15 protein-coding genes are annotated in these 20,468 nt (G+C 59.6%); 4 read left to right on the top strand and 11 right to left on the bottom strand.

Annotation, left to right across the window (positions count from 1 at the left end; genetic code table 11):
* Positions 1 to 4 precede the first annotated feature (4 nt).
* A complete protein-coding gene (locus tag HMPREF1261_RS01155) occupies positions 5 to 598 on the bottom strand; it encodes an NYN domain-containing protein (RefSeq protein WP_005279754.1) in 594 nt (197 codons plus the stop codon).
* The gene (trmB, locus tag HMPREF1261_RS01150; RefSeq protein ID WP_005285195.1) at positions 599 to 1,375 is read right to left on the bottom strand and encodes a tRNA (guanosine(46)-N7)-methyltransferase TrmB; all 777 of its coding nucleotides are present in this window, start codon (positions 1,373 to 1,375) and stop codon (positions 599 to 601) included. It abuts the gene before it with no gap.
* 361 nt (positions 1,376 to 1,736) lie between these two features.
* Here trmB and HMPREF1261_RS01145 point away from each other — a divergent pair, with 361 nt between their 5' ends.
* The 3 genes from HMPREF1261_RS01145 to HMPREF1261_RS01135 all read left to right on the top strand — a co-directional run bounded on the left by HMPREF1261_RS01145 (position 1,737) and on the right by HMPREF1261_RS01135 (position 7,213).
* The gene (locus HMPREF1261_RS01145) at positions 1,737 to 3,563 is read left to right on the top strand and encodes a phosphoenolpyruvate carboxykinase (GTP) (protein WP_023029665.1); all 1,827 of its coding nucleotides are present in this window, start codon (positions 1,737 to 1,739) and stop codon (positions 3,561 to 3,563) included.
* A 1,031-nt stretch (positions 3,564 to 4,594) separates the two neighbouring features.
* A complete protein-coding gene (locus HMPREF1261_RS01140; RefSeq protein WP_051142504.1) occupies positions 4,595 to 5,881 on the top strand; it encodes an arginine deiminase in 1,287 nt (428 codons plus the stop codon).
* A gap of 15 nt (positions 5,882 to 5,896) precedes the next feature.
* Complete coding sequence (locus HMPREF1261_RS01135) at positions 5,897 to 7,213, top strand: amino acid permease (RefSeq protein ID WP_023029663.1); 1,317 nt, start codon at positions 5,897 to 5,899, stop codon at positions 7,211 to 7,213.
* On the opposite strand, the gene HMPREF1261_RS12810 is transcribed toward HMPREF1261_RS01135, so the two are convergent.
* The 7 genes from HMPREF1261_RS12810 to HMPREF1261_RS01105 form a co-directional block, all read right to left on the bottom strand.
* Complete coding sequence (locus tag HMPREF1261_RS12810; RefSeq protein WP_198012702.1) at positions 7,210 to 7,377, bottom strand: hypothetical protein; 168 nt, start codon at positions 7,375 to 7,377, stop codon at positions 7,210 to 7,212. The two genes, HMPREF1261_RS01135 and HMPREF1261_RS12810, sit on opposite strands and share 4 nt — an antisense overlap.
* 172 nt (positions 7,378 to 7,549) lie before the next feature.
* A complete protein-coding gene (locus HMPREF1261_RS01130; protein ID WP_023029661.1) occupies positions 7,550 to 9,124 on the bottom strand; it encodes a PTS ascorbate transporter subunit IIC in 1,575 nt (524 codons plus the stop codon).
* A 9-nt stretch (positions 9,125 to 9,133) separates the two neighbouring features.
* Entirely contained in the window at positions 9,134 to 9,973 is an 840-nt protein-coding gene (locus HMPREF1261_RS01125; protein WP_005279782.1) for a PTS sugar transporter subunit IIA, read from the bottom strand.
* Positions 9,974 to 10,139: 166 nt separating this feature from the next.
* Positions 10,140 to 11,411: a Fic family protein gene (locus HMPREF1261_RS01120; RefSeq protein WP_023029435.1), complete on the bottom strand. Its 1,272-nt coding sequence runs from the start codon at positions 11,409 to 11,411 to the stop codon at positions 10,140 to 10,142.
* Positions 11,412 to 11,554: 143 nt separating this feature from the next.
* Positions 11,555 to 14,911: an exonuclease domain-containing protein gene (locus HMPREF1261_RS01115; RefSeq protein WP_023029660.1), complete on the bottom strand. Its 3,357-nt coding sequence runs from the start codon at positions 14,909 to 14,911 to the stop codon at positions 11,555 to 11,557.
* A 405-nt stretch (positions 14,912 to 15,316) separates the two neighbouring features.
* Positions 15,317 to 15,970, bottom strand: coding sequence for a CPBP family intramembrane glutamic endopeptidase (locus tag HMPREF1261_RS01110; RefSeq protein WP_232207962.1), 654 nt, complete (start codon positions 15,968 to 15,970; stop codon positions 15,317 to 15,319).
* Positions 15,971 to 16,016: 46 nt separating this feature from the next.
* On the bottom strand, positions 16,017 to 16,763 hold the full coding sequence (locus HMPREF1261_RS01105; protein WP_023029658.1) for a class I SAM-dependent methyltransferase: 747 nt from the start codon (positions 16,761 to 16,763) through the stop codon (positions 16,017 to 16,019).
* Positions 16,764 to 16,787: 24 nt separating this feature from the next.
* Here HMPREF1261_RS01105 and HMPREF1261_RS01100 point away from each other — a divergent pair, with 24 nt between their 5' ends.
* Positions 16,788 to 17,897 carry a glycosyltransferase family 4 protein gene (locus HMPREF1261_RS01100; protein WP_023029657.1) on the top strand — a complete coding sequence of 370 codons (1,110 nt, stop codon included), beginning with the start codon at positions 16,788 to 16,790 and terminating at the stop codon, positions 17,895 to 17,897.
* Here HMPREF1261_RS01100 and HMPREF1261_RS01095 read toward each other — a convergent pair.
* Both HMPREF1261_RS01095 and HMPREF1261_RS01090 read right to left on the bottom strand, forming a co-directional pair.
* Positions 17,791 to 19,272: a hypothetical protein gene (locus HMPREF1261_RS01095; protein ID WP_023029656.1), complete on the bottom strand. Its 1,482-nt coding sequence runs from the start codon at positions 19,270 to 19,272 to the stop codon at positions 17,791 to 17,793. The genes HMPREF1261_RS01100 and HMPREF1261_RS01095 overlap by 107 nt on opposite strands.
* Positions 19,253 to 20,446: a porin PorA family protein gene (locus HMPREF1261_RS01090; protein ID WP_023029655.1), complete on the bottom strand. Its 1,194-nt coding sequence runs from the start codon at positions 20,444 to 20,446 to the stop codon at positions 19,253 to 19,255. The genes HMPREF1261_RS01095 and HMPREF1261_RS01090 overlap by 20 nt, the downstream gene beginning before the upstream one ends.
* Between the last annotated feature and the right edge of the window lie 22 nt (positions 20,447 to 20,468).

Here is a 20,468-nt window from a genome sequence, read left to right as displayed (position 1 = left end):
CCTCCTAGCTATTATTCAGTAGCGCAGCCAGCGGGCGGAATGGCTGGAGCCATGCACCACCTTCAGGCAGGTTATCCAGGTTGACGCGGGGCAGCGGCTCGCGGAAGACGCCGTCAATATCTTCTAAGTCAACAAAGTCGATCTCGGGGTGGCCCACGGCCCAGGAGGCGTGTTCGTGGAAACCCAGGACGGTAACGGGAAGGCCCTCATCAATGAGCTCTTCTAACAAGGGCTGAAAGTTCTGGCCATCGGCAGAGGCCACCACGACGCCGGCGAGATCATCGCGCAGTTTTTCAATGTGGTCGATCATATCCGGATCCACGTCATCATCTTCGTGGATCTTCGGCTTGGCAAAGACTCCAAAGCCCACATTGCGGATGGCCTCTACCCATGGGCGAATCACATCGGCACCGCCGGGGGAGACATTGGTAAAGACCGCGGCCTGCGGATCCGCATCGACGTCCACCGCGCGGTAAACCAGCCACCGGCCGATGGCATCAAAACGCGGGCGGTGTGCCGCGGTGGGGCGCCCGCCGAGCAGGGAGCCGAGCCCCATATCCATATTGGGTGCGTCCCACACCAGTAGATAGGTGCTCATTTACTTCTTCTCCCACAGGTATTCAGTAATGACGTGTTCTTTATCTAGGCCCTTGCCCTCAAACTTGGTGATGATCTGGCGATCCACCAATTGCGGGCAGTCTGGCCACGGCCAGCCCTTGTACTCCAGGCTGGGCTCGACGTGCACGAGCTCATCTATCCATTCGGCATAACCGGCGTGATCGGTCGCAACGTGCAGGACGCCGCCCTTCTTTAACCGGGAGGCAAAGAGGTTGAGCGTGCCGGATTGGATGATGCGGCGCTTGTGGTGGCGCGCCTTGGGCCAGGGGTCCGGGAAGAAGACGCGGATGCCGTCCAGGGATTCCGGGGCGATCATGCGCACCATGACCTCCACGCCATCGCCACGAATCATGCGGATATTATCGATTCCCTCGCGCTCCACCTGCCCCATGAGCTTGGCCAAGCCAGGCTTATAGAGCTCCACCGCGATGATATTGGTGTCCTGCTCCAGCGGCGCCATGGCCGCGGTGGAGGTACCGGTGCCGGAGCCGATCTCCACGATGGTCTTGGCGCCGGTGCGGCCGAACCACTCATCGACATCGATAAGCTCATCGCTTAAGACGCGGCCCAGCTCGGGCCAGCATTGCTCAAAAAGCTGGTGCTGGTTGTCCGTGAGCGTGCCGCGGCGGAAGGTGACATTGCCCAGGCGCGGGTAGTCCAGGTCATTATCAAAGACCGCATTGAAGTCCGTTTGCGGCGGGCGACCCGGCGGCATTTCTCCGGCAGGGGTGTTTTGAGAATTATCCGTGCTATACATCGCGCCCTATTTTTCCCTGTCCAGGCATGGCAAGCAATATGCCGCGCCGGGTATTTTCCCCGCCGTATGGGGGAGGGGGATAACCGGAGGCTTTGACGGGGGTGGTTTCTTGTGGCGCGGAACGGGCGAACGGGCAACTTGCCTACCCCCGAAATGGTGTGGAGGATATCACGCCTAATATCACAATTGTTCGTGGTGCGCTTGGTAAACGTCCGCTCACGGCGGTGGATATAACCGGAGTGGGAAAAATGACACTTAATGTGAACAATATTTTGGCTCTGCCGGTTAATCTGGAGGCGGAAGGCAAAGTTGGGCCGTGATGTGCCCCGATTTTCACATCCTATCCAGAGGAGAATTTTTAATGACCGCCACCATTCAGGGCCTCGTTGGAGAGCTGCCTACAGACAATCAAAAACTGATCGACTGGATTAATGAAAGCGTTGAGCTTTTCCAGCCGGACGAGGTGGCTTTTGTGGATGGCTCGCAGGAAGAGGCTGACCGCCTCGCCGCGGAGCTAGTAGAAAAAGGCACCCTCATCAAGCTCAATGAGGAAAAGCGCCCGAATTCCTACTTGGCGCGGTCCAACCCTGCGGACGTTGCCCGCGTGGAATCCCGCACCTTCATCTGCACCTCGAAGGAAGAAGACGCGGGCCCAACCAATAACTGGGCGCCGCCAAAGGCCATGAAGGAAGAAATGACGGAGGCCTTCCGTGGATCCATGAAGGGCCGGACCATGTACGTCGTTCCTTTCTGCATGGGCCCGATCAGCGATCCAGAGCCCAAGCTCGGCGTGCAGCTGACCGATTCCGCTTATGTGGTCTTGTCCATGCGCATCATGACCCGCATGGGCGCAGAGGCGCTGGACAAGATTGGTACGGACGGCGATTTCGTCCACGCCCTCCACTCCGTCGGCGCCCCGCTACAGCCAGGCGAAGAGGACGTTGCTTGGCCGTGCAACGACAATAAGTACATCACCCAGTTCCCAGAGACCAAGGAGATTTGGTCCTACGGTTCCGGCTACGGCGGCAACGCTATCTTGGCTAAGAAGTGCTACGCGCTGCGCATCGCGTCCGTCATGGCCAAGGAAGAAGGCTGGATGGCTGAGCACATGCTCATCCTGAAGCTGACGAACCCAGAGGGAAAGAACTACCACGTCGCCGCCGCATTCCCATCCCAGTGCGGTAAGACCAACCTAGCCATGATTACCCCCACCATTCCGGGCTGGAAGGCCGAGGTCGTGGGCGATGACATCGCCTGGCTGCACCTGCGCGAGGACGGCCTTTACGCCGTGAACCCGGAAAACGGTTTCTTCGGCGTTGCCCCTGGCACCAACTACGATTCCAACCCGATCGCCATGGATACCATGAAGCCGGGCAATACCTTGTTCACCAACGTCGCGCTTACCGATGACGGCGATGTCTGGTGGGAGGACATGACCGAGGAGGCACCAGACCACCTCATCTCCTGGACCGGTGAGGACTGGACACCAGCATCGTCCACCAAGGCCGCCCACCCGAACTCCCGCTACTGCGTGCCGATTTCCCAGTGCCCAACCGCCGCGCCGGAATACGACGACTGGAAGGGCGTCAAGATTGATGCCATCCTCTTCGGCGGCCGCCGCAAGACCACGGTTCCGCTGGTCACCCAGTCCTTCGACTGGAACCACGGCACCATGATCGGTGCACTGCTGTCCTCCGGCCAGACCGCAGCCGCAGAGGGCGAAGTTGGCGCGCTGCGCCACGACCCGATGGCTATGCTGCCGTTCATGGGCTACAACGCCGGTGACTACCTGCAGCACTGGATTGACATGGGCAAAAAGGGCGGCGACCGCATGCCCGAGGTCTTCCTGGTTAACTGGTTCCGCCGCGGCGACGATGGCCGCTTCCTGTGGCCGGGCTTCGGCGAGAACTCCCGCGTTCTTAAGTGGATTATCGACCGCATCGAAGGCAACGTGGAAGCCGAGGACACGGTGGTCGGACGCACCGCCCGCGCCGAGGACATCGACTTGGAAGGCCTTGACTTCGATGTCGACGACGTTCGCGCCGCCCTTGCCGTTGACCCGAAGGAATGGCAAGGCGATATGCAAGACAACGCCGAGTACCTGAACTTCTTGGGCTCCCGCGTGCCCGAGGAAGTGTGGAACCAATTCCGCGCCCTGAAGAAGCGCGTGGAGGACGCCGCTTCCTAACGCGTTCATCCGCGGTAATCCCCGCATAAAGCTAACCCCAGCAGCGTAAAGCTCTGGGGTTAGATCTTTGTTGGGGTTAAACCGATACCCCAGTTACAACGGAAAAGACCTCGCCACCAAAGGAGCTGCAATCCTTAACTTGATGAGCGGAGTCCTCAACTTTGTGACCGCTACCGTGAAGTTCATTAGCGCGATTCTTCATGTGGGTGTTTAGGCCCGAGGGTCACAATGAGCTGGCACTCGTTGGGGCCCTTATTAGGCTACTACGACTTTTAAAAATCGAAGACGTGTCCACTTTCCGGGGTGGACCTGGTCCGAAGTGGGCAAGCTACATCAAGTTATGGTCTGCCGCCCCGGCTTGGCCCACGAGCGCCTCACCCCAGCCAATTGCAAGGAACTGCTTTTCGACGACGTGCTGTGAGTCGAGGTTCTTAACATGCGCGCCATCCTCGAAGAGACGCTAGTTATTGGAAATCACCGACGCCGACACCGCCAATGAGGCACTGCAGACCATCGACGAGTTCGACTTGCTTCCCTCGCAACGAGCCAACGCTCAGTGAAGCAACCTAGTCCGCGAAACGAATGACCTCGCGAGCAACCGCTTCCACAACGATTGGGATTCCGTAGGACTTTGTCTTCTTAGCACAACCAACTTGAGCCCCGATCTTTCTAATCGACATACCCTGCGGGCGCGGTACCGCCTACCTGTTAGCCGTGCTGTGCGCCTTGGTAGGTATCAGCATCTTCATCAAGTTTTGGCCGTGGGGGTTGGTTTCTGCGCAGTCGTCATCACGACGATTATCGTCGTCGCCCTTTTCCCCGCCTCCTGTGACGAGTCCTACCCCCAGACGGGTGCGACGCGAAATTCCTGAATCTTTTGCAAATTATGCAAATCTTATTCACTACCAGCAGCATGAATGATATGTATGATTCACATTACTATTCATTTCGACATGTGACCCATAACTCATAAGCCTTTAGTTACTGTTGTCTCCAGCACCAAATGCCTAAAAAGGAAGGCACAGATTTACATGATGGACTCTGTTGAAACCACTTCCGGCAACGGAAACAAGGGCGGCCAGCAACTCGGTGCTTGGTCCGAGGTGGGCAAGCTCCGCCAGGTAATGGTCTGCCGTCCCGGCTTGGCACACGAGAGGCTCACTCCGAACAACTGCAAGGAGCTGCTTTTCGACGACGTCCTGTGGGTCGAGGAAGCACAGCGCCACCACGATGAGTTCGTAGCCCGCATGGAAGAGCGCGGCGTCGAGGTGCTACACATGCGAATTCTGCTGGAAGAAACGCTGGCGACCAAGGAAGGCCGCGAGTTCATCCTCGGCAACAAGCTATTGGATAAGAACGTCGGCGTGGGCGTGGGCAGCGAATTGCGCGAGTGGTTTAGCGAGCTGGACAACAAGACTCTGGCCCAACTTCTCATCGGCGGCGTGCCTTTCAACGAAATCCCCAAAGGCCTCGGCCACGGCATCATCGACACCATGCGCAACGTGTACGCGCCCGATGAGTTCGCGCTGCGGCCCCTGCCCAATAGCCAGTTCTCCCGCGACAACTCCGCCTGGATTTATGGCGGCGTCTCCCTTAACCCGATGCGTCTTCCTGCCCGCCACCAGGAGACGATGCTCACGCGCGCTATCTACCGCTACCATCCGAGCTTTGCCAACGCATCCTTTGAGTTTTGGTACGGCGACACCGACGAGGACCCAGGACTTGCCGCCCTCGAGGGCGGCGACATCATGCCGGTGGGCAATGGCGCAGTCTTGGTAGGCATGGGCGAGCGCACCACCTGGCAGGGCGTTAGCCGCTTGGCTAGCAACCTGTTCAAGGCCGGTGCGGCTGAGAAAGTCATCATCGCGGCAATGGCGCCGGAGCGCGCCTCGATGCACCTGGATACCGTATTCACCTTCCTCGACGCGGACAAAGCCACCGCGTATCCGCGCGTGGTGGATACCATCCGTCCGCTGATTCTGCACCCCTCGGAGGATCACACGAAGCTGGAACTGGAAAGCCCGGACAAGCACTTCGCCACGGTGGTCGAAGAAGCGCTCGGCCTGGATAAGCTCCACATCGTCGAAACTGGCGGCAATTCTTATGCCGCCGCGCGTGAGCAGTGGGATGACGCCAACAACGTGGTTGCCTTGGAGCCCGGTGTGGTCGTGGCTTACGATCGCAACAAACACACCAATGCCAAGCTTCGCGACGCCGGCGTCGAAGTCATCGAGATCGGTTCCGCCGAACTGGGCCGTGGTCGCGGTGGCGGACACTGCATGACCTGCCCCATCGTGCGCGATGCAGTGGACTACTAAGGGGAAAACTAGCCGATGACAACATATGACACTGCCGCGCCCGCCGCGGACGAGACTGCATCTACTGCCTCCCCAGTAGGCCGCGAGGGCAAGAAGACCGAAGGTACCGCGCTGGGCTGGGTGCTCGCGCTCTTCGGCACCGCGATGGGCGCAGGTATCCTCTTCCTTCCGCTACAGGCGGGCACCTTTGGCTTCTGGCCACTGGCCTTTGCCACGGCGATCATCTTCCCGGTGGTTTACTTCTCCCACCGCACCTACGCGCGCATCGTCTCGGGCGCTCCCGTCGAAGACCACGGACTCGACGTCCTTGAGCTAGTACGCAAGTACTTGGGGCGGCACACCGGCCTCTTCGTGGCATTGATGTACTCGCTGGCGAATATCCCCACGGTGTTCATCTATGCCATCTCTTTGACCAACGCCATCGACAGTTTCATCGTTAATCAGCTGCACGGCCCATCCATTAACCGTTGGGTTCTTTCGGTCCTATGCGTGGGAATTCTAACCGGCATCTTCGCCATCGGCCGCAAACCCATGCTATGGCTGGCCCAAGCGCTGGTTTATCCGCTCATCATCTCGCTGGCTGCGACCTCGATTTACCTAATTCCGCAGTGGGATCTGCGTTCCTTCATGGAAGTGGAATACCAGGATGGCAGCTGGCCGTATATCCTGCTGGGCTCCGTGCTGATTCTGCCGGTGCTTGCTTTCTCCTTCTCGCACATGGCCGGCCTCTCCCAATTCTCCGTGGATATGCAGCCCACCTACGGCGAGCAGACGGAAAAGCGCGTTACCCGCATTGAGCTCTACACCGCAGCACTGCTGGTCATCTTCACGATGTTCTTCGTGTGGTCCTGCGTGCTCGCCCTCGGTGCCGACGGCATGAAGGAAGCAACTGAGCAGAACCTGCCAGTGCTCTCCTACTTCGCTAACGTCACCGGCGTACCGCTGCTTGCCTGGCTGGCCCCGATGGTCGTTATCTTCGCGATTATTACCTCTTACTTCGGCACCATGCTCGGCGCTGAGGAGGGCACCTCTTATATGGTGCGCCTCATCGCGCCGCGTACTGCGAACCGTTTGAACCGCCGCGGCCTGCTCACCATCGTCTACACGTTCATCTTTGTCACCGGCACGCTGGTTTCGGTGTTCAACCCGCCAATTCTCAACCTCGTCTACTTGGTTGGTGGCGTCTTCGATGCGGTGCTTATCTTCCTGCTTCCGGTCTACATGTTCCACCGGGTCAAGGAGTACAAGGCCTACCGCCATGACCCGTGGAACTACTTCGTATTCTTCTTTGGTTCGGTGATTCTGGCAGTCACCATCTGGGACTTGTTCTAGTCCGCTTTCTGAAGCGGCCGGTTTGGGGTGGTCTGGGTTTCCATGACCTCGCCCAGCTTGCCCGCCGAATTCGAGATCATGTGCGCATTCTTAATCTGCTGCTCAAAGCCCACGTTGCCCACCACCATTGTGATGGCACGTAAATCCGCACACTTGTCTAACAAGCCCACCAAGATTGCTACGCAATTATCCTAGGCGGTATCGGTATCGAGAATAAAAGGAACGCTAGACATTATCTTCCTTAAGCAGTGTGGACATCGGCTAGTTAGGCCTCCAATTTATCCCGTGCACGGGCGCGCAAAAAGCGCGCAAGGAGAACCTTGCGCGCTGTGGAGGTTAGACCCGAGAAGGCGGAACCGGAGCACCCTTTGGAGGAAGCACCTTGGGGTACTTTTTCGAAGCTACGGTCTGGCCAGCAGCAAGCGGCTTAACGCCAGATGCCTCAGCCTTCGGGGTGGCAGCACCCGGCTGCTCGCGCCACGGGGTGGGATCCCAATTGGTGGCAACGAGTTTGCGCTGGGAGAACCAGCCCAGTGCCAAGACAGCCACGCCAAGAACAGCGATGAGCACGAGGCCCAGCGCTCCGCCGGCCTTGGAGGACCAGCCCAGGAGCAGGCCGAACCAGCCGAAGTCGGCGTCGCCGAAGGTGGTGTTGGCATCGCCGAAGGAGCCGAGGACACCGAGGAGGAAGGCCGGCAGGAAGGTGATGATGAGGCCGTTGACAAAGGCGCCAAAGATGGCGCCGCGGCGGCCACCGGTGGCGTTGCCGTAGACGCCGGCCGCACCGCCGGTGAAGAAGTGCGGCACGAGGCCTGGCAGAATCAGCGCCACGCCGAATGTTGGTCCGAGCCATGCGGCCAGAACAGCGAGGCCGATGAGGCCACCGATGAAGGAGAAGATGAAGCCCACCAGCACGGCGTTTTGTGCGTACGGGAAGACGATAGGCGCGTCCAGAGCCGGGATGGCACCGGGGACGACCTTGGCGGCGATGCCCTGGAATGCTGGGACGAGCTCACCCAGGATGGTGCGCACGCCGAAGAGGATCACGGCCACGGCCACGCCGAATTGGAGGCCTTGGGTAAAGGACTGCATGAGGTAGTTACCCACGTTGGTGGCACCGCCTTCGAATGCAGTGAAGGCCTCCTCGGTACCAGCGCGCACCATGAACATGACGGCGAGCACGATGTACATGAGAGCCATGGACAGTGCGGTAGCCACCATGGAGTCACGCAGGAAGCGCAGGCCTTCGGGCAGCTTGAGCTCCTCCGTGGACTTGGACATCTTCTCGCCCTTGCCGCCAACTGCCTTGCCCACGGCACCGGCAGCAAGGTATCCGGCGGTGCCAAAGTGGCCGATGGCGATGGAATCATCGCCCGTAATGCGGCGCGTCCACGGGTGAGCAATGGCAGGCAGGGAGACCATCAAGATGCCCAGCAGCACGGCACCGAAGAGGACGACGATCCAGGAGGCATAGCCAGCCGGTGCGAGCACCATGGTCAGCAGCGTTGCCATGAACAACACGTGGTGGCCGGTCAGGAATACATAGCTCATCGGGGTAAAACGCGCCAAAATTAGCGAGACCACGAAGCCCAGGATCATAATCCAGGCCACTTGGGAGCCGAACTGGTCCTGGGCAATGCCAACGATAGCCTCGTTGGTAGGCACCACGCCCTGCGCGCCGGTGGCGCCGGTGATCATGGCGCCGAGCGGCTCAAGGGAGGCGGTAACCAAGCCGGCACCCGCGCCCACCAGGAGGAAACCGAGCGTGGCCTTGATGGCGCCGCCGAGGACCTGGCCCACGCCACGGCCCATCGCAGCGAGACCCACCGCGGTAATGATGCCGATTAGGAACGCCGGCACGGAGAGAATTTCATTGACCAAGAAGTTGGCAATGTTCAGCAGGACATCCATGAGTGCTCCTTAGACGTCGTAAAGCTCGCGCAGAGCAGAATCGATTTCGGACACGTTCGTAAAGTCTTCGATGACGTGGACGGGCACCCCGACGTCGCCAAGCGTTGCAGCGATTTCCCCGGAAGTCAGCAGGAAGTCAGCTTCCTTCGCACGCCCCTTGGCCGAAATCGTGTCTGTTGCCTCGACGGTGAGGTACTTGCCCCAGCCCCATTCATCGAGGACCTGCTCCAGCGTGTTCTTCAGGAACAACGACGTGCCCAGGCCATTGCCGCACACGGTGTAGATTTTGCCTTTTGAAGCCACCGAATCAGCCGCGGTCTGGTGCTCGGCACCATCTCGCACGTCACTGTGATCAGCTGCATGAGCCGCGCTTGCCGACGCCGCCCCTGCCCCACCGTTCGCAACATCCACAAGCACCTGGCGCAGCTCGGCTTCGCTTTCTATGGAATCCAGACGCGCACGCACGTCCTTCTTCCCCAGCAGCCCGGCCAGCTCTTTCATTGCCTTCAGGTGCTCGGATGAATCCTTCGCCGCAAGTGCTACGACAAGATTCACCGGGTCATTGGCCTTGGAGCCAAACTCCACCGGAGTATCCAAGCGCACCCACGACAACGCCGTTTCGCGCACTGCCTCCGACGGCCGCGCGTGGGCAAAGGCAAAGCCCGGCGCCACCACAATGTATGGACCATTTTCTTCCACCGAGCGCACCATCGCCTCGGTGTATGCCGGGCTCGTCTTGCCCGCCCCAACGAGCAAACCGCCCGCCAGCTCAATAGCCTTACGCCAGTCACTCGCACGGCCGTGCAGGTCAACCGCACCTTCTGCAAGCAACGCATTCAGCATGGACATACGTGTCCTCCTACCTTTATTCTTTGCCGGCCACGAAAGATATGACCAGCCCTAGCTAAAGTAATTACCAGGTATGCAAACGTTTACCTAGTCCCTGCCGAATCTTTGCGCGTGATTAACCTTATCCGCGATGATTTCCGCTAGTGCACACCGATCGCTGGGTGGGTCACTCTGCTAACCCGAGCCATGTCAATCCCGGCGCGGTAAGTGCCGTAACGAGCGGGCGCCGCGACAAGAACTCGACGTAACCCATGCTCTCGAGCTCGGTAATCCCTTTACGCGCGGTCGGCTTGGACACTCCCACAACGCTGGCTACCTCGTCCAAGCTCAGGCCAGCACGTGGACCAAAAAGCGCGACCTGTCCAAGCAAGAATGCGATTGATAATGCCAGCTCGCTTGCAGCTCCTTCGCTCTCTAGCGCACGCAGGCTCTGTTCCAGACTATTCAGTCGGTCGCTTCTTTCCTCGAGGGAGGACAACAAACGGGTCTGGGCGGCATTGACCATCGCAGCCATATCCTCGACAAAGAAAGTCAGCTCACCATAGTTCATGGGGTCTTCTGCCGTGGTGAAGGCATCGTAGTAGCGCCTCTTCTGCCTAAAGATTTCTGCCGAGAGCGACAACGCTGTCGGGGTAGAAAGCAGCCGTGATAGCCGAATGCTCAGGAGGAATCTCCCCATGCGTCCGTTGCCGTCGTAAAACGGATGGGTGTGTTCAAACATGAAGTGCTCCACAAAGGCCGCGAAGAGCTGAACTCCCCGAGCCTCGTGAACGGAATCGAGCATCACCTCGAGGCGCGCCCGAATGGCGGACTCTCCCCGTGCGCCCGCATGAAGCTCACGCACTCCATCGTTTAGCGAAACATCGCCAGTTCGGAAGAGCTCGCCATCGGGCACATCGGCTTTGTCTACTTCTTCGCCGACGAGGGAGTCGTACAGCGAGCGAATCTCAGACAGGTTTGAGGGAAAACCCAATGGTGGAAGGTCATCTCGCCCCCAAAAATCGCCGGGGAGGGCCAGGTACTGCCGCACCATTTCCCGGAATCGTCGCACTGGCGCGCCTTCCGACGCCTTTCCCATGCTGCGTTCAGCCTCAACCGCGGCGGCGACTTCTTTGCGGGTGGAGGAAATGTTCTCAATATCGTTGGTCGCCTTTATTTCATCGACCACCAGCTCATGAAAATAGTGTTCCCTAGCCGTCACTGGAAGTTTCTGCCACAACGCAGCAATCTGAACCTCTTGGCGCCAGACGCGCTCCACCCTTTCTGCGAGACCACGGGTGTGAACATAGAAAAGCCCGTGCTTGCCCACCTCATAGGGCCAGGTAAAAGCAGCAGGACTTGAACGCCGCACACGGAGCTGCTCAGCAACAAGCTCCCTGCCACCACTCGTGGCACGATAAAACACCTTTTTCAGTGGTTCGTATTTTTCCACAGGCATCACACCGCCTAAACGTTAAAAATCGCGATTTTTTTCAATTAAGCTACCCGAAAAACTTGTCTAAAATGAAAAATTCCCCCTTTTTTGATTTTAAGCAATGCACGGGGTTGCGTTATTTCAGTCCCCTTGCTCCATGAAATCCCCTAGAGCTCCTGAATGAGGTCAGCGATCTCGTCCTGGTGGCGGTGACGGAAGACCGCCACAGTTCGCCGGCGCGGCGCCTGCGGGCTCAGCCCCAGCATCTCGTTAACTCGAGCTAGCGAATCTTCCGTCGATTCACCCGGCTGCATCAGCGTGCCGTCAAGTCCCACGAAGTCATAGAGGCGAGCCAACCCAGCCTCATGATGCTGGACAGCAGGTGCGATCGAGACATCAAAGGTCTTTTCTTTGCCCAGCTTGAGCCACACCCGCTGGCCCTCGTGGACACCGAGCTCGTCGAGGAACCGCTTTATCGTTGACAACGAGACTTGCTTGAGACGATTGACACGAACAAACTCCTCACCTAACCGGCTACTCAGCGCACAGCTCTCGCCCACTTTTACTCCGTAGTAAGCAGCGATGGGCGTGGGCACTGCGAAGCCGCTGCCACGCAGGTGGTCCTTGTTAACTGTCAGCAAGAGGTGCCAGTCGCCGTCACGGAGATAGGCATCGCGGGCATCTGCGATATCGCCCTCCATGACGCTTCCAGACTCATCCACTCGCGCAATAACCATGCCGTCGCGAGTCTCAAAATCTCCATTGGCCGCATATTGGCGGATCGAAAGTTCTGAAATTCGCAATCGCTCTGCCTGCGCTAGCAGCTCATTCAAAGCAATCGCAGGGACTTCCTGCGAGGAACCTGCGGCATCGACAACCATATGAGTACGGGTGCTAGCGGCCAGGCGCGTAGAGATCCAGCTAGCAATACTCTTGAATTCCTCGTGACCCCACTCCGTCAGCGCCCATTGATCGGCAGAGACTTTTGTCAGACGAGGGTCGATGGAGAATTGATTAGAAGCAGACCGTGAGCTGCCACCCCCGAGGGTATCCATGATCGCTTCTGCAGTCATCGGCTCACCGTTTATAGCAAGCACGCTCACGGCACGGTCTTGGTAGCTGCCGACCTTTGTCAGCACGTAGTTGTCCAAGACTGCGACCTTAAGTTCATCGTTGGTCACGATGTACTGCTCCAGCCGGTCCGGCGTAACTTCTAGGCCCACGGCGAGTTCATCAATCCGAACAATACCGTGGTCATCCGCCAGCGTTGTTAGCCTCTCTGACAAGGCCTGAGTGAAGCCATTGAACACCAACCAGCCGTTAACAACTTCCCATTGCTTGCCAATGCGCGTGAAGATTTCACCGAACGTTGCGTCAAACTCGGCTGGCTTTCGTACGAGATCAGGAAGCTCCCTTCGGAGCTCATCCACAGGCAAGATTGGACGGGCACGCTTACCCACAGCCGCCACAACTTCTTTAAAGAGCGCACTATCCTTCTCAAAATCTTCCGCCAATTGTCGCTCCAACTGACGGATCCTCTCGCGCGTGAGACCAAACGCGGCACCGATGGAATCCAACGTCGCCTCACCAAGCCACCGGCTGCAAGCGATTCCGCGTTTGCGTTCATCACCGCCGGTGGCTCGAACGAGCTCATCCACGGCGCGTTGGAACAAAGTCCGCACTGGGGATTGCTGCTCCAGGTGTTCAGTAATTATGGGTACCTCAGCTGCGACGGCACTTGGTAACGACGCAACTTCTACAACCGCGCCATTTAGCTGTGCCCACCCGATGTACAACGCGGCTTGGTCCAACGCGCGGATTTCTTCGGACATTCGACCCAAAAACTCAGCAGCGCGCCCAGCGGAGTCATCGTCGCTAAAAGGATTCTCACCAAAGGGGATGTCACCATAAGGGTTCTCCGCTGCGCCAATGCTATCGATCACCGCGGCATTTCCGCTGTCACTGGCTGCGAGAACCACAGCTTCCACCATGGCCACAAGCTTGTGTTCGCCTACTCCTGGTAGGTCACGCAAGTCCTCCACGGTTGCCTCCAGCGGTTGCGGGAACCGCGCAAACCACTGTGTGTACCCGCTCTTGTAAGAGCTTTGCACCTCGATCTCACTAAACGGTGTCAACTGGGGTGAGAGCTCCAGAAGTTTCTGTCTTGGGTGCTTGGCGCACCACTCCACCGCCAATGCCTTTGTGCCAGTATGCACACTTGTGCCAGAAACGCCAGTGCTCCACGGGAAGATCCCGTAGGTTTCTGTCAGATCAAGTTCAGCAGGCTGCGCCGACAGGTCCTGCTCCACGAGTTGCCCGCCCCCAGACATATTGCCCAACAGACGAGCAAAGGTCGTCTCACCAATAATTGGGACGCCATACTCCCTGGCCTTGCGCGCTTTTCCACTCATGGAGTCAGGGTTCGCTGCAACGAGTAGCACGGACTTCTTCGTCACGCCGCCGACGCTTAGCCCTACTGCCATTGCGCGACGTTCCCATTCTTCTCGGGGAAGATCGAACTGCCCCGTAAACGTCACTCTATCCCCAACAGACAGGCTGATGCCCAGTTCACTTTCCCCTCGCTGTGGTGCCGCAAGGAGTGCCTCGGCGGTATCGGCAGGCAGCCCCAGCTGCTCGTTGAGCAACAGCAGCGTGGCACGTTCTTCCTCTGTCACCTCACCATCAAGCCAAACCTCTACGGCGAGCTGCCGAATAAAATCTTCATGAATACTCATCACGTCATTGCTGGTGAGACCCTCCTGCTGTGCTTGGTTCTGCAGCTCGGCAATTTCAGACTTGGAAAGTTCCTTATCTACCAACGCTGCCGCGAGCAGTTTCTTGTACTTCTCCGCGTCTCCGGAGCCTTCAGGTGCTGCAGTATCTGCCAGGCGGGCCAGCCATTCACCACGCTTGTGTGTCAAATCTTCTGCCAATGCGGTGCGAGGTAGAAGCGCGCCGCGGGCAGGAAACTCATGCGGCGGGAGGGTAATTGCTCTGCTGCTTATCACCACAGCAGTCCCTTGGCTAACCAGCCGGGTAAACAGCTCTGCAGTCGCCAGTGCATCTGCCAGTGCCGAGTGCGGACGGGCATTTGTAATCCCAACAACTTCCAAGGCGTGCTCAAGGGTTGTGCCCTCGCCTGGATACGTCTGCTGGAACAACCGCTTGGTATCAACCACCCACGCCCCGTAGTTAGGCCACGCCACCCCTAAATTAGAAAACTCCCTCTGCAAGAACCGCACTTCGAAAGGTGCATTGTGTGCGACCACCGTGCGCCCGTTGAGAAGTTCGAAGAATTCCCCTGCGACTTCGCCGAAAAGGGGCGCATCCACAACGTCAGTCGGTGTGATGCGGTGAACGAATGAGTTCGGAATATCCCGCTGCGGCTGCACCAAGGTCTCCCACGTTGACTCCACCTCCCGGTTGTGGTCCAACAGAACCACACCTATCTCGATGACTCGATCAGTCGAACCAAAGCCTGTGGTCTCGAAGTCAACGACGGCGTATCGCTTAGAGGCAACCATGGGGCCTTCCTTCTAGCTTTTTGGATCAATGCGTTGGGCTACTCGGGCCTGACCCCCGGAAAGTGGACACGTCGGGGGGGGGTTAGCTATGCCGCTTTGGTCAGTGTAGCTGAAGTCTCGGTTTCAAAGACATCAGAAACCAAAAGGTTCCACCAGGGGTGCCGCTGGCATGTGTTTTAGCGCATGCACCACCGGAAGACTTCTTTCCGGCAGGTGATCGGATTGTCAAAGACCTTCCACTCCCGTAGTAGTTCTCGCTTGAGAGTTGTGTTAAATGAGTCCGCTAGGGCGTTATCAGCACTATTCCTTACCGCTCCAATGAACTGGCGCACAGAAGCGTTCTGGGCGTGTTTTCCACCTAGGCTACTGAACTAGCGCTTCCTTTTTCCGCTGCGCAGGGACTGCTTAGCCCGATAGTCCCGCCAGAGCCGTGATTGCTACGACCGTGTTATTCGCAATGTGAATGCATAGGGGAGCGGTAAGGGTCTTGAACCAGAGGCGCGCTAGCATCAGGCAGGTGCCAAAGAATGCAATGTAGAGCATTACTGCGGGGATGCCGTGTGCGAGGGCGAAGACGGCGGTGGTGATAAGCGCTGCTGCCCAGGTGGGCATGGAATTTTGCAGCCAATCCAATAGGACGCGGCGAAAGGCCACCTCTTCTACGAGGGGAATGACAAGCGCGGTGCTGAGTACCACCATGATGGTGGCGGCGGGGCTGATCTTTAGGCCGGCGGAAAGGTTATTGCCGGCTGGTTCGCTGCCCAGGAGTGCATTGACGGCGCCCGTGGCCGCACCAGAGCCCAGGATGGCGAGGGGAATCCACCACAGCAGGTGCCATAAGGAATGCTCGGCTTTCACAAACCCGGCATCGCGCCACGACCAGCCCAAGCGGCGGGAAAATCCGTACCAGACCGTTCCCAAGCCGAAGAAGGCACCGCCGACGGCGATGCCAATGAGTGCCGCACCGGCAAATGTGGCGACGACGCTGGCCACGGCCCACCCCAGGTGAGCTGCGCGAACGGTGGGGGAGAGCTGTGAGCGCTGTAGTTGGTCCGGCATGCTAGGCAGCATAGTAGGACAACCTCGGTGCGAGCTGTGGCGCGACCTAGTCCGGTTGCAGTACCAGCGTCAGGTTGGACACGGCGAATTCGCGCAGGCCAGGAATTTTAGTCAGCCACCACGCCCAGCTGGGGTGGTAGCGCGGAAAGGCGAGCTTTAGCGCGCCGGTGGACTTGGCCCAGGTGAGGCCGGTGGAGCAGGGGACATTAAATAGCGAGGTGCCAAAGACATTCTTGGGCGGGTGCCCGTGGCGGCGGGTATAGCGGTCGCGGGCGAAGGCGCCACCGACGTAGTGTTCCCACAACCCGGTTTCGTGGCCGCCGAAGGGGCCCAGCCAGACGGTATAGCTCATGATGCACAGGCCGCCGGGGCGGGTAACGCGCAGCATTTCTTTGCCCATATCCCACGGGCGGGGGATGTGTTCGGCGACATTAGAGGAATAGACCACGTCGAAGGAATCGTCCGCGAAGGGCAGGCGCGTGCCATCGCCGCGCACGGAATTGCTGAGGCGGATATTGGCCGCGGACATTTCCCCCGCATCGGGCTCAAGGCCAACGTAGGACGCACCGCGGTCCGCGAAGGCGGCGGCAAAATAGCCGGGGCCGCCGCCTACGTCGAGCACGAGGGAATCGGCAAGCGGCACGCCCAAATCGCGGCCCAAGTTCTCCACCAGCGTGGCCGTATCTTCTGCTAGGCCGCCGTAGAAAATATCGGGGCGGGTTTGCTCGAAGCGGAACGAGCGCAGCAGCGCCCAGGAGCGGGAGAGCGTGGCCATGTCGCGGGTGTGTTTCATAAACCACTAGGCTAATACCCCACGATGAAAATTCTTTTACTATGCTGGCGCGATTCCACCCACCCGCAGGGCGGTGGCTCCGAGCGTTACCTCGAACGCGTGGGGGAGTACCTAGCGGCGCAGGGCCACGAGGTGGTCTTTCGCACCTCTAAGCACATGAATGCAGCGCGCCGGGAGGTTCGGGATGGCGTGCGCTATAGCCGCGGTGGTGCCAAGTTTGGCGTGTACCCGCGCGCGTGGGTGGCCATTGTGGCCGGGAGAATGGGCCTGGGGGATCTGCGCGGCATTGACGTGGTTATCGATACCCAAAACGGCATTCCCTTCTTCGCGCGGCTGATTTCCGGCGCGCCGACGGTGCTTCTTACCCACCATTGCCACCGCGAGCAATGGCCCGTGGCCGGTCCGGTGCTCGGGCGGCTGGGCTGGTTTTTGGAATCGCGCGTGGCACCGCGGGTATATCGGGATTCGACCTACGTCACGGTCTCGCAGGCCTCGCGCGAGGATTTGGAGGCGCTCGGCATTGACGGCGCGCGGATCATCGCCAATGGCTTAGACCCCATTCCGGCGCACGTGCCTTCCCTCGAGCGCGAGGCGGATAAGCACCTGGTGACCCTCTCGCGGCTAGTCCCACACAAGCAGATTGAGCACGCCATGGATACGGTGGCGCGCACGCCGGGCGCGGTTTTGGATGTGATTGGCTCGGGCTGGTGGGAGTCGAACTTGCGCGATTATGCCGAAAAGCTCGGCGTGACGGATCGCGTGCGCTTTCGCGGCCAGGTGACGGAAGACTATAAGCACGCCTTGCTCGCGCGTGCCGATGCCCACCTCATGCCCTCCCGCAAAGAGGGTTGGGGCCTTGCCGTCATGGAGGCCGCCCAACATGGGGTTCCCACGGTAGGTTATGCGTTTGGCCTGCGCGATAGCGTAATCGATGGCGAGACCGGGATCCTTGTAGAAGAAGAGGGCGATTTCGTGGCGGCCACCCAAGAGTTACTGGAGAACGCAGAGCTGCGCCGGCGCCTAGGAACTAATGCCCGGGAGTTTGCCGCGCGCTTTTCGTGGGACAAGACCGGCGCTGCCTTTGCGCAATTGCTCCAAGGCTTAGTAGCGGGGCGGTCATCCACAGGGCGGTAAGCGCCCACGGCAGCTCGGGGCGCGGGGCGTTGGTCTCTGCGGCGATGGCGCCATCTATCACCACGACGCCCACCCCAAGATCCGCAAGGCCTGCCATATCTTGGTCCTGCCAGGCGCGCAGCGCCGCGCGGTAGTGCGGAGAGGATTGATCGATGACTTTACCGTCCACGCTGAGCTCGCCGGATTCCACCATGGGCACGGCCTTGGAATAGGGATCGACCGCGACTCCCGGGGTGGCTTCTCCATGCGCGCGGCCATTTCCCGTGGGAACCTCCACCAAATTGGGCCGTTCAGGAAAGAATGCCAGGCGGCCGTCGATAGCGCGCACCAACTGCTCATCCACCCCGGTATCGCGGGGAGAAAGCACGGCAAGGCGGGACGGGGCGGGGAGGATCTGGATGGTGGCAGCCACTAGTGCCAGCGCGGCCGGAATATGCGGCAGTGCACCAATGGAGGCAACATATAGCGGCAGTGCGAGCATCGTGAGTTTGTGGCTATCGCGCAAAAGGCCCGCCCCCGGAACGTTATCGATGGCCCATTCCAGTATGCCGGGAAATAGCCAACACGCCAACGCTCCGCCGAGTCCCAGCGCAGCCAGGACGGTCAAGCGCACCGGGACGCGGTGCGCGCCCGCCAACGCAAGGACCGCGACGAAGAGGCCGAACACAGCCAAACCCAGGGCGGCCTCGCCATTCCAGATTCCGCCGAGTCGCAAGAGCGCGCCCACCGTGCCCACGTGTTCTTCGGCCCGCGGGGAAAAGGCCGCGACGGCGGATGCGGCATCGCCAGGCACACCGGGTTGGAAAAGGCCTGGAACCAGCCACGGTAGCCACAAGAGGCAGCCCGCCAGGGCCACGCGCTTCCGGCAGGTAAAAAGGGCGGTGACCACCGCAAATAACCCGCCGGTGGGGGTAAGCGATGCTCCCCACATGGCCAGCCACGCCAGCCAGCTGTGGTGGCGCCCCGCCCAGGCGATGACCGGGAGCAACCAAGCGGCAATGGCCAGGGACCACTGGCCTTGTAAGAGGCGTTCGATGACAAAGGGATTGGCCACCGCGATGGTCATCGCGGCCAGTGCCGCTACCGTGGTTCGAGACCACAGCGCGGCGGTGAACGCGGCGGCCCCGGCGGCGGCAAAGATGAGCACCCGGGCGGCCCAGGCGCCGCCGAGTAAGGCCAAAAACCCATCTTGTGGTGCGTTGCGGGCGGGCAGGCTTCCTGCGCCTAGCGCGGATGGGGTAAGCCCCGGATTGTTTAGGAGCACCATATCGCGCCAGAGGAATTCGCCGGGCAGCGCGAAGGGCCAGCACACCGCGGCCACGAGGATAATTCCCCATAGCCCGAGGAGGATGCGCCTAGGCGTGTGCGGCATCATGGGCGTCACGGTGGCGGCGCATGTACTGGTAGGCGGCGAAAATGAGCAGGGAAACACCAATGGCCTTGCCCAGCCAGCCAACGGCCATAAGCCCCCGCATGGCATAGATTACCGGGCGGACCTCGGCAAGGCGCTCCGCATGGGTATCTTCTGACCACCGGAAATCCGCGGCCAGCACGGAGCGATCCTCGGTGTCATCTTCCGCGATGAGGGTTCCCGCTTGCTGGATATCGGTGGCGAAAAAGACCTTGACGTTTTCCCGGACATCCACGATGGTGCCGGTGGTGGGCTCGACCGAAATATCGCGGCCGACGGTATAAAAGGGCTCGACGATGACGGTGGCATCCGCATCCAAGTCCAAGAGCTCGCGCGACTGGTGGTCATAAAAACGGCTGGCGGGGCCTTTTAACTGGAAGTCGCCGGATTTCAGCTCGTCCGTTTTGGTGGTGCTATCTAGCCCTGCGCTGATATTGCTAAAGATATTCTTCAGCGGCAGCGGCTGTACGTCCTGGTGATAGGAATAGATGGGGATGCCATCTACTTTTGAGTCGCCGGTAAAGTCTATCGGCGTGGATTCCTGGGCTAGGAAATCAAAGAATGCGTAGGAGCGCTGCTCCGTGCCGGAGGGGAAGAAATAGGTCAGGCCGTCTCGCTCGAAGTCCGCGCGGGTCAGATCGGCGTTGAATTCGGGCAAAGCGAGGACCCATTTATTGACAGGATCGGCTACCGGGAACGTGGATTCGCGGTTGAGCACCGAGTGCTGATCGATGGTGGCGATTTCCTCTTGGGAATCCCCAGCTTTTCCGGCAAGCAGGCTGGTCACGGAATCGGTGGTGGCGATGGTGTCATCATCGTCGACCTCGCCGGTGGCAATGGTGCGCTCCAGAGTCAGCGGCTCGTGGTGCTGGTAGCACCACACCGGGGCGGATTTTTCGGCGCAGCGCGGGTCATCGCTGGATGCGGTATCAGAAGGGGCCTCGCCGGCCATGAGGGCGCGCACGTCCATCCACACCGCGTCGGTGGGCCCGCTCGAGGTGGAAAAATCCTTATCCAAGCCCAGCGGGCGGGTCCGGTTATTGTAGAGCGTTGGCGCGAGGGTACCAATGAGGAGGAAAATGATTGCGGCAATGACAACCCACGCCCGTGGCGAGCGTGGCCAAAGGTAGCGGCTCATTGCAGTACTATATCCAATCAGT

Origin of the sequence: Corynebacterium sp. KPL1818 (genome assembly GCF_000478135.1) — a bacterium.
In the GTDB taxonomy this organism is placed as follows: Bacteria; Actinomycetota; Actinomycetes; order Mycobacteriales; family Mycobacteriaceae; genus Corynebacterium; species Corynebacterium accolens.
Note: the sequence above shows the minus strand (reverse complement) of the source record. Positions and strands in the feature narration are given on the sequence as shown.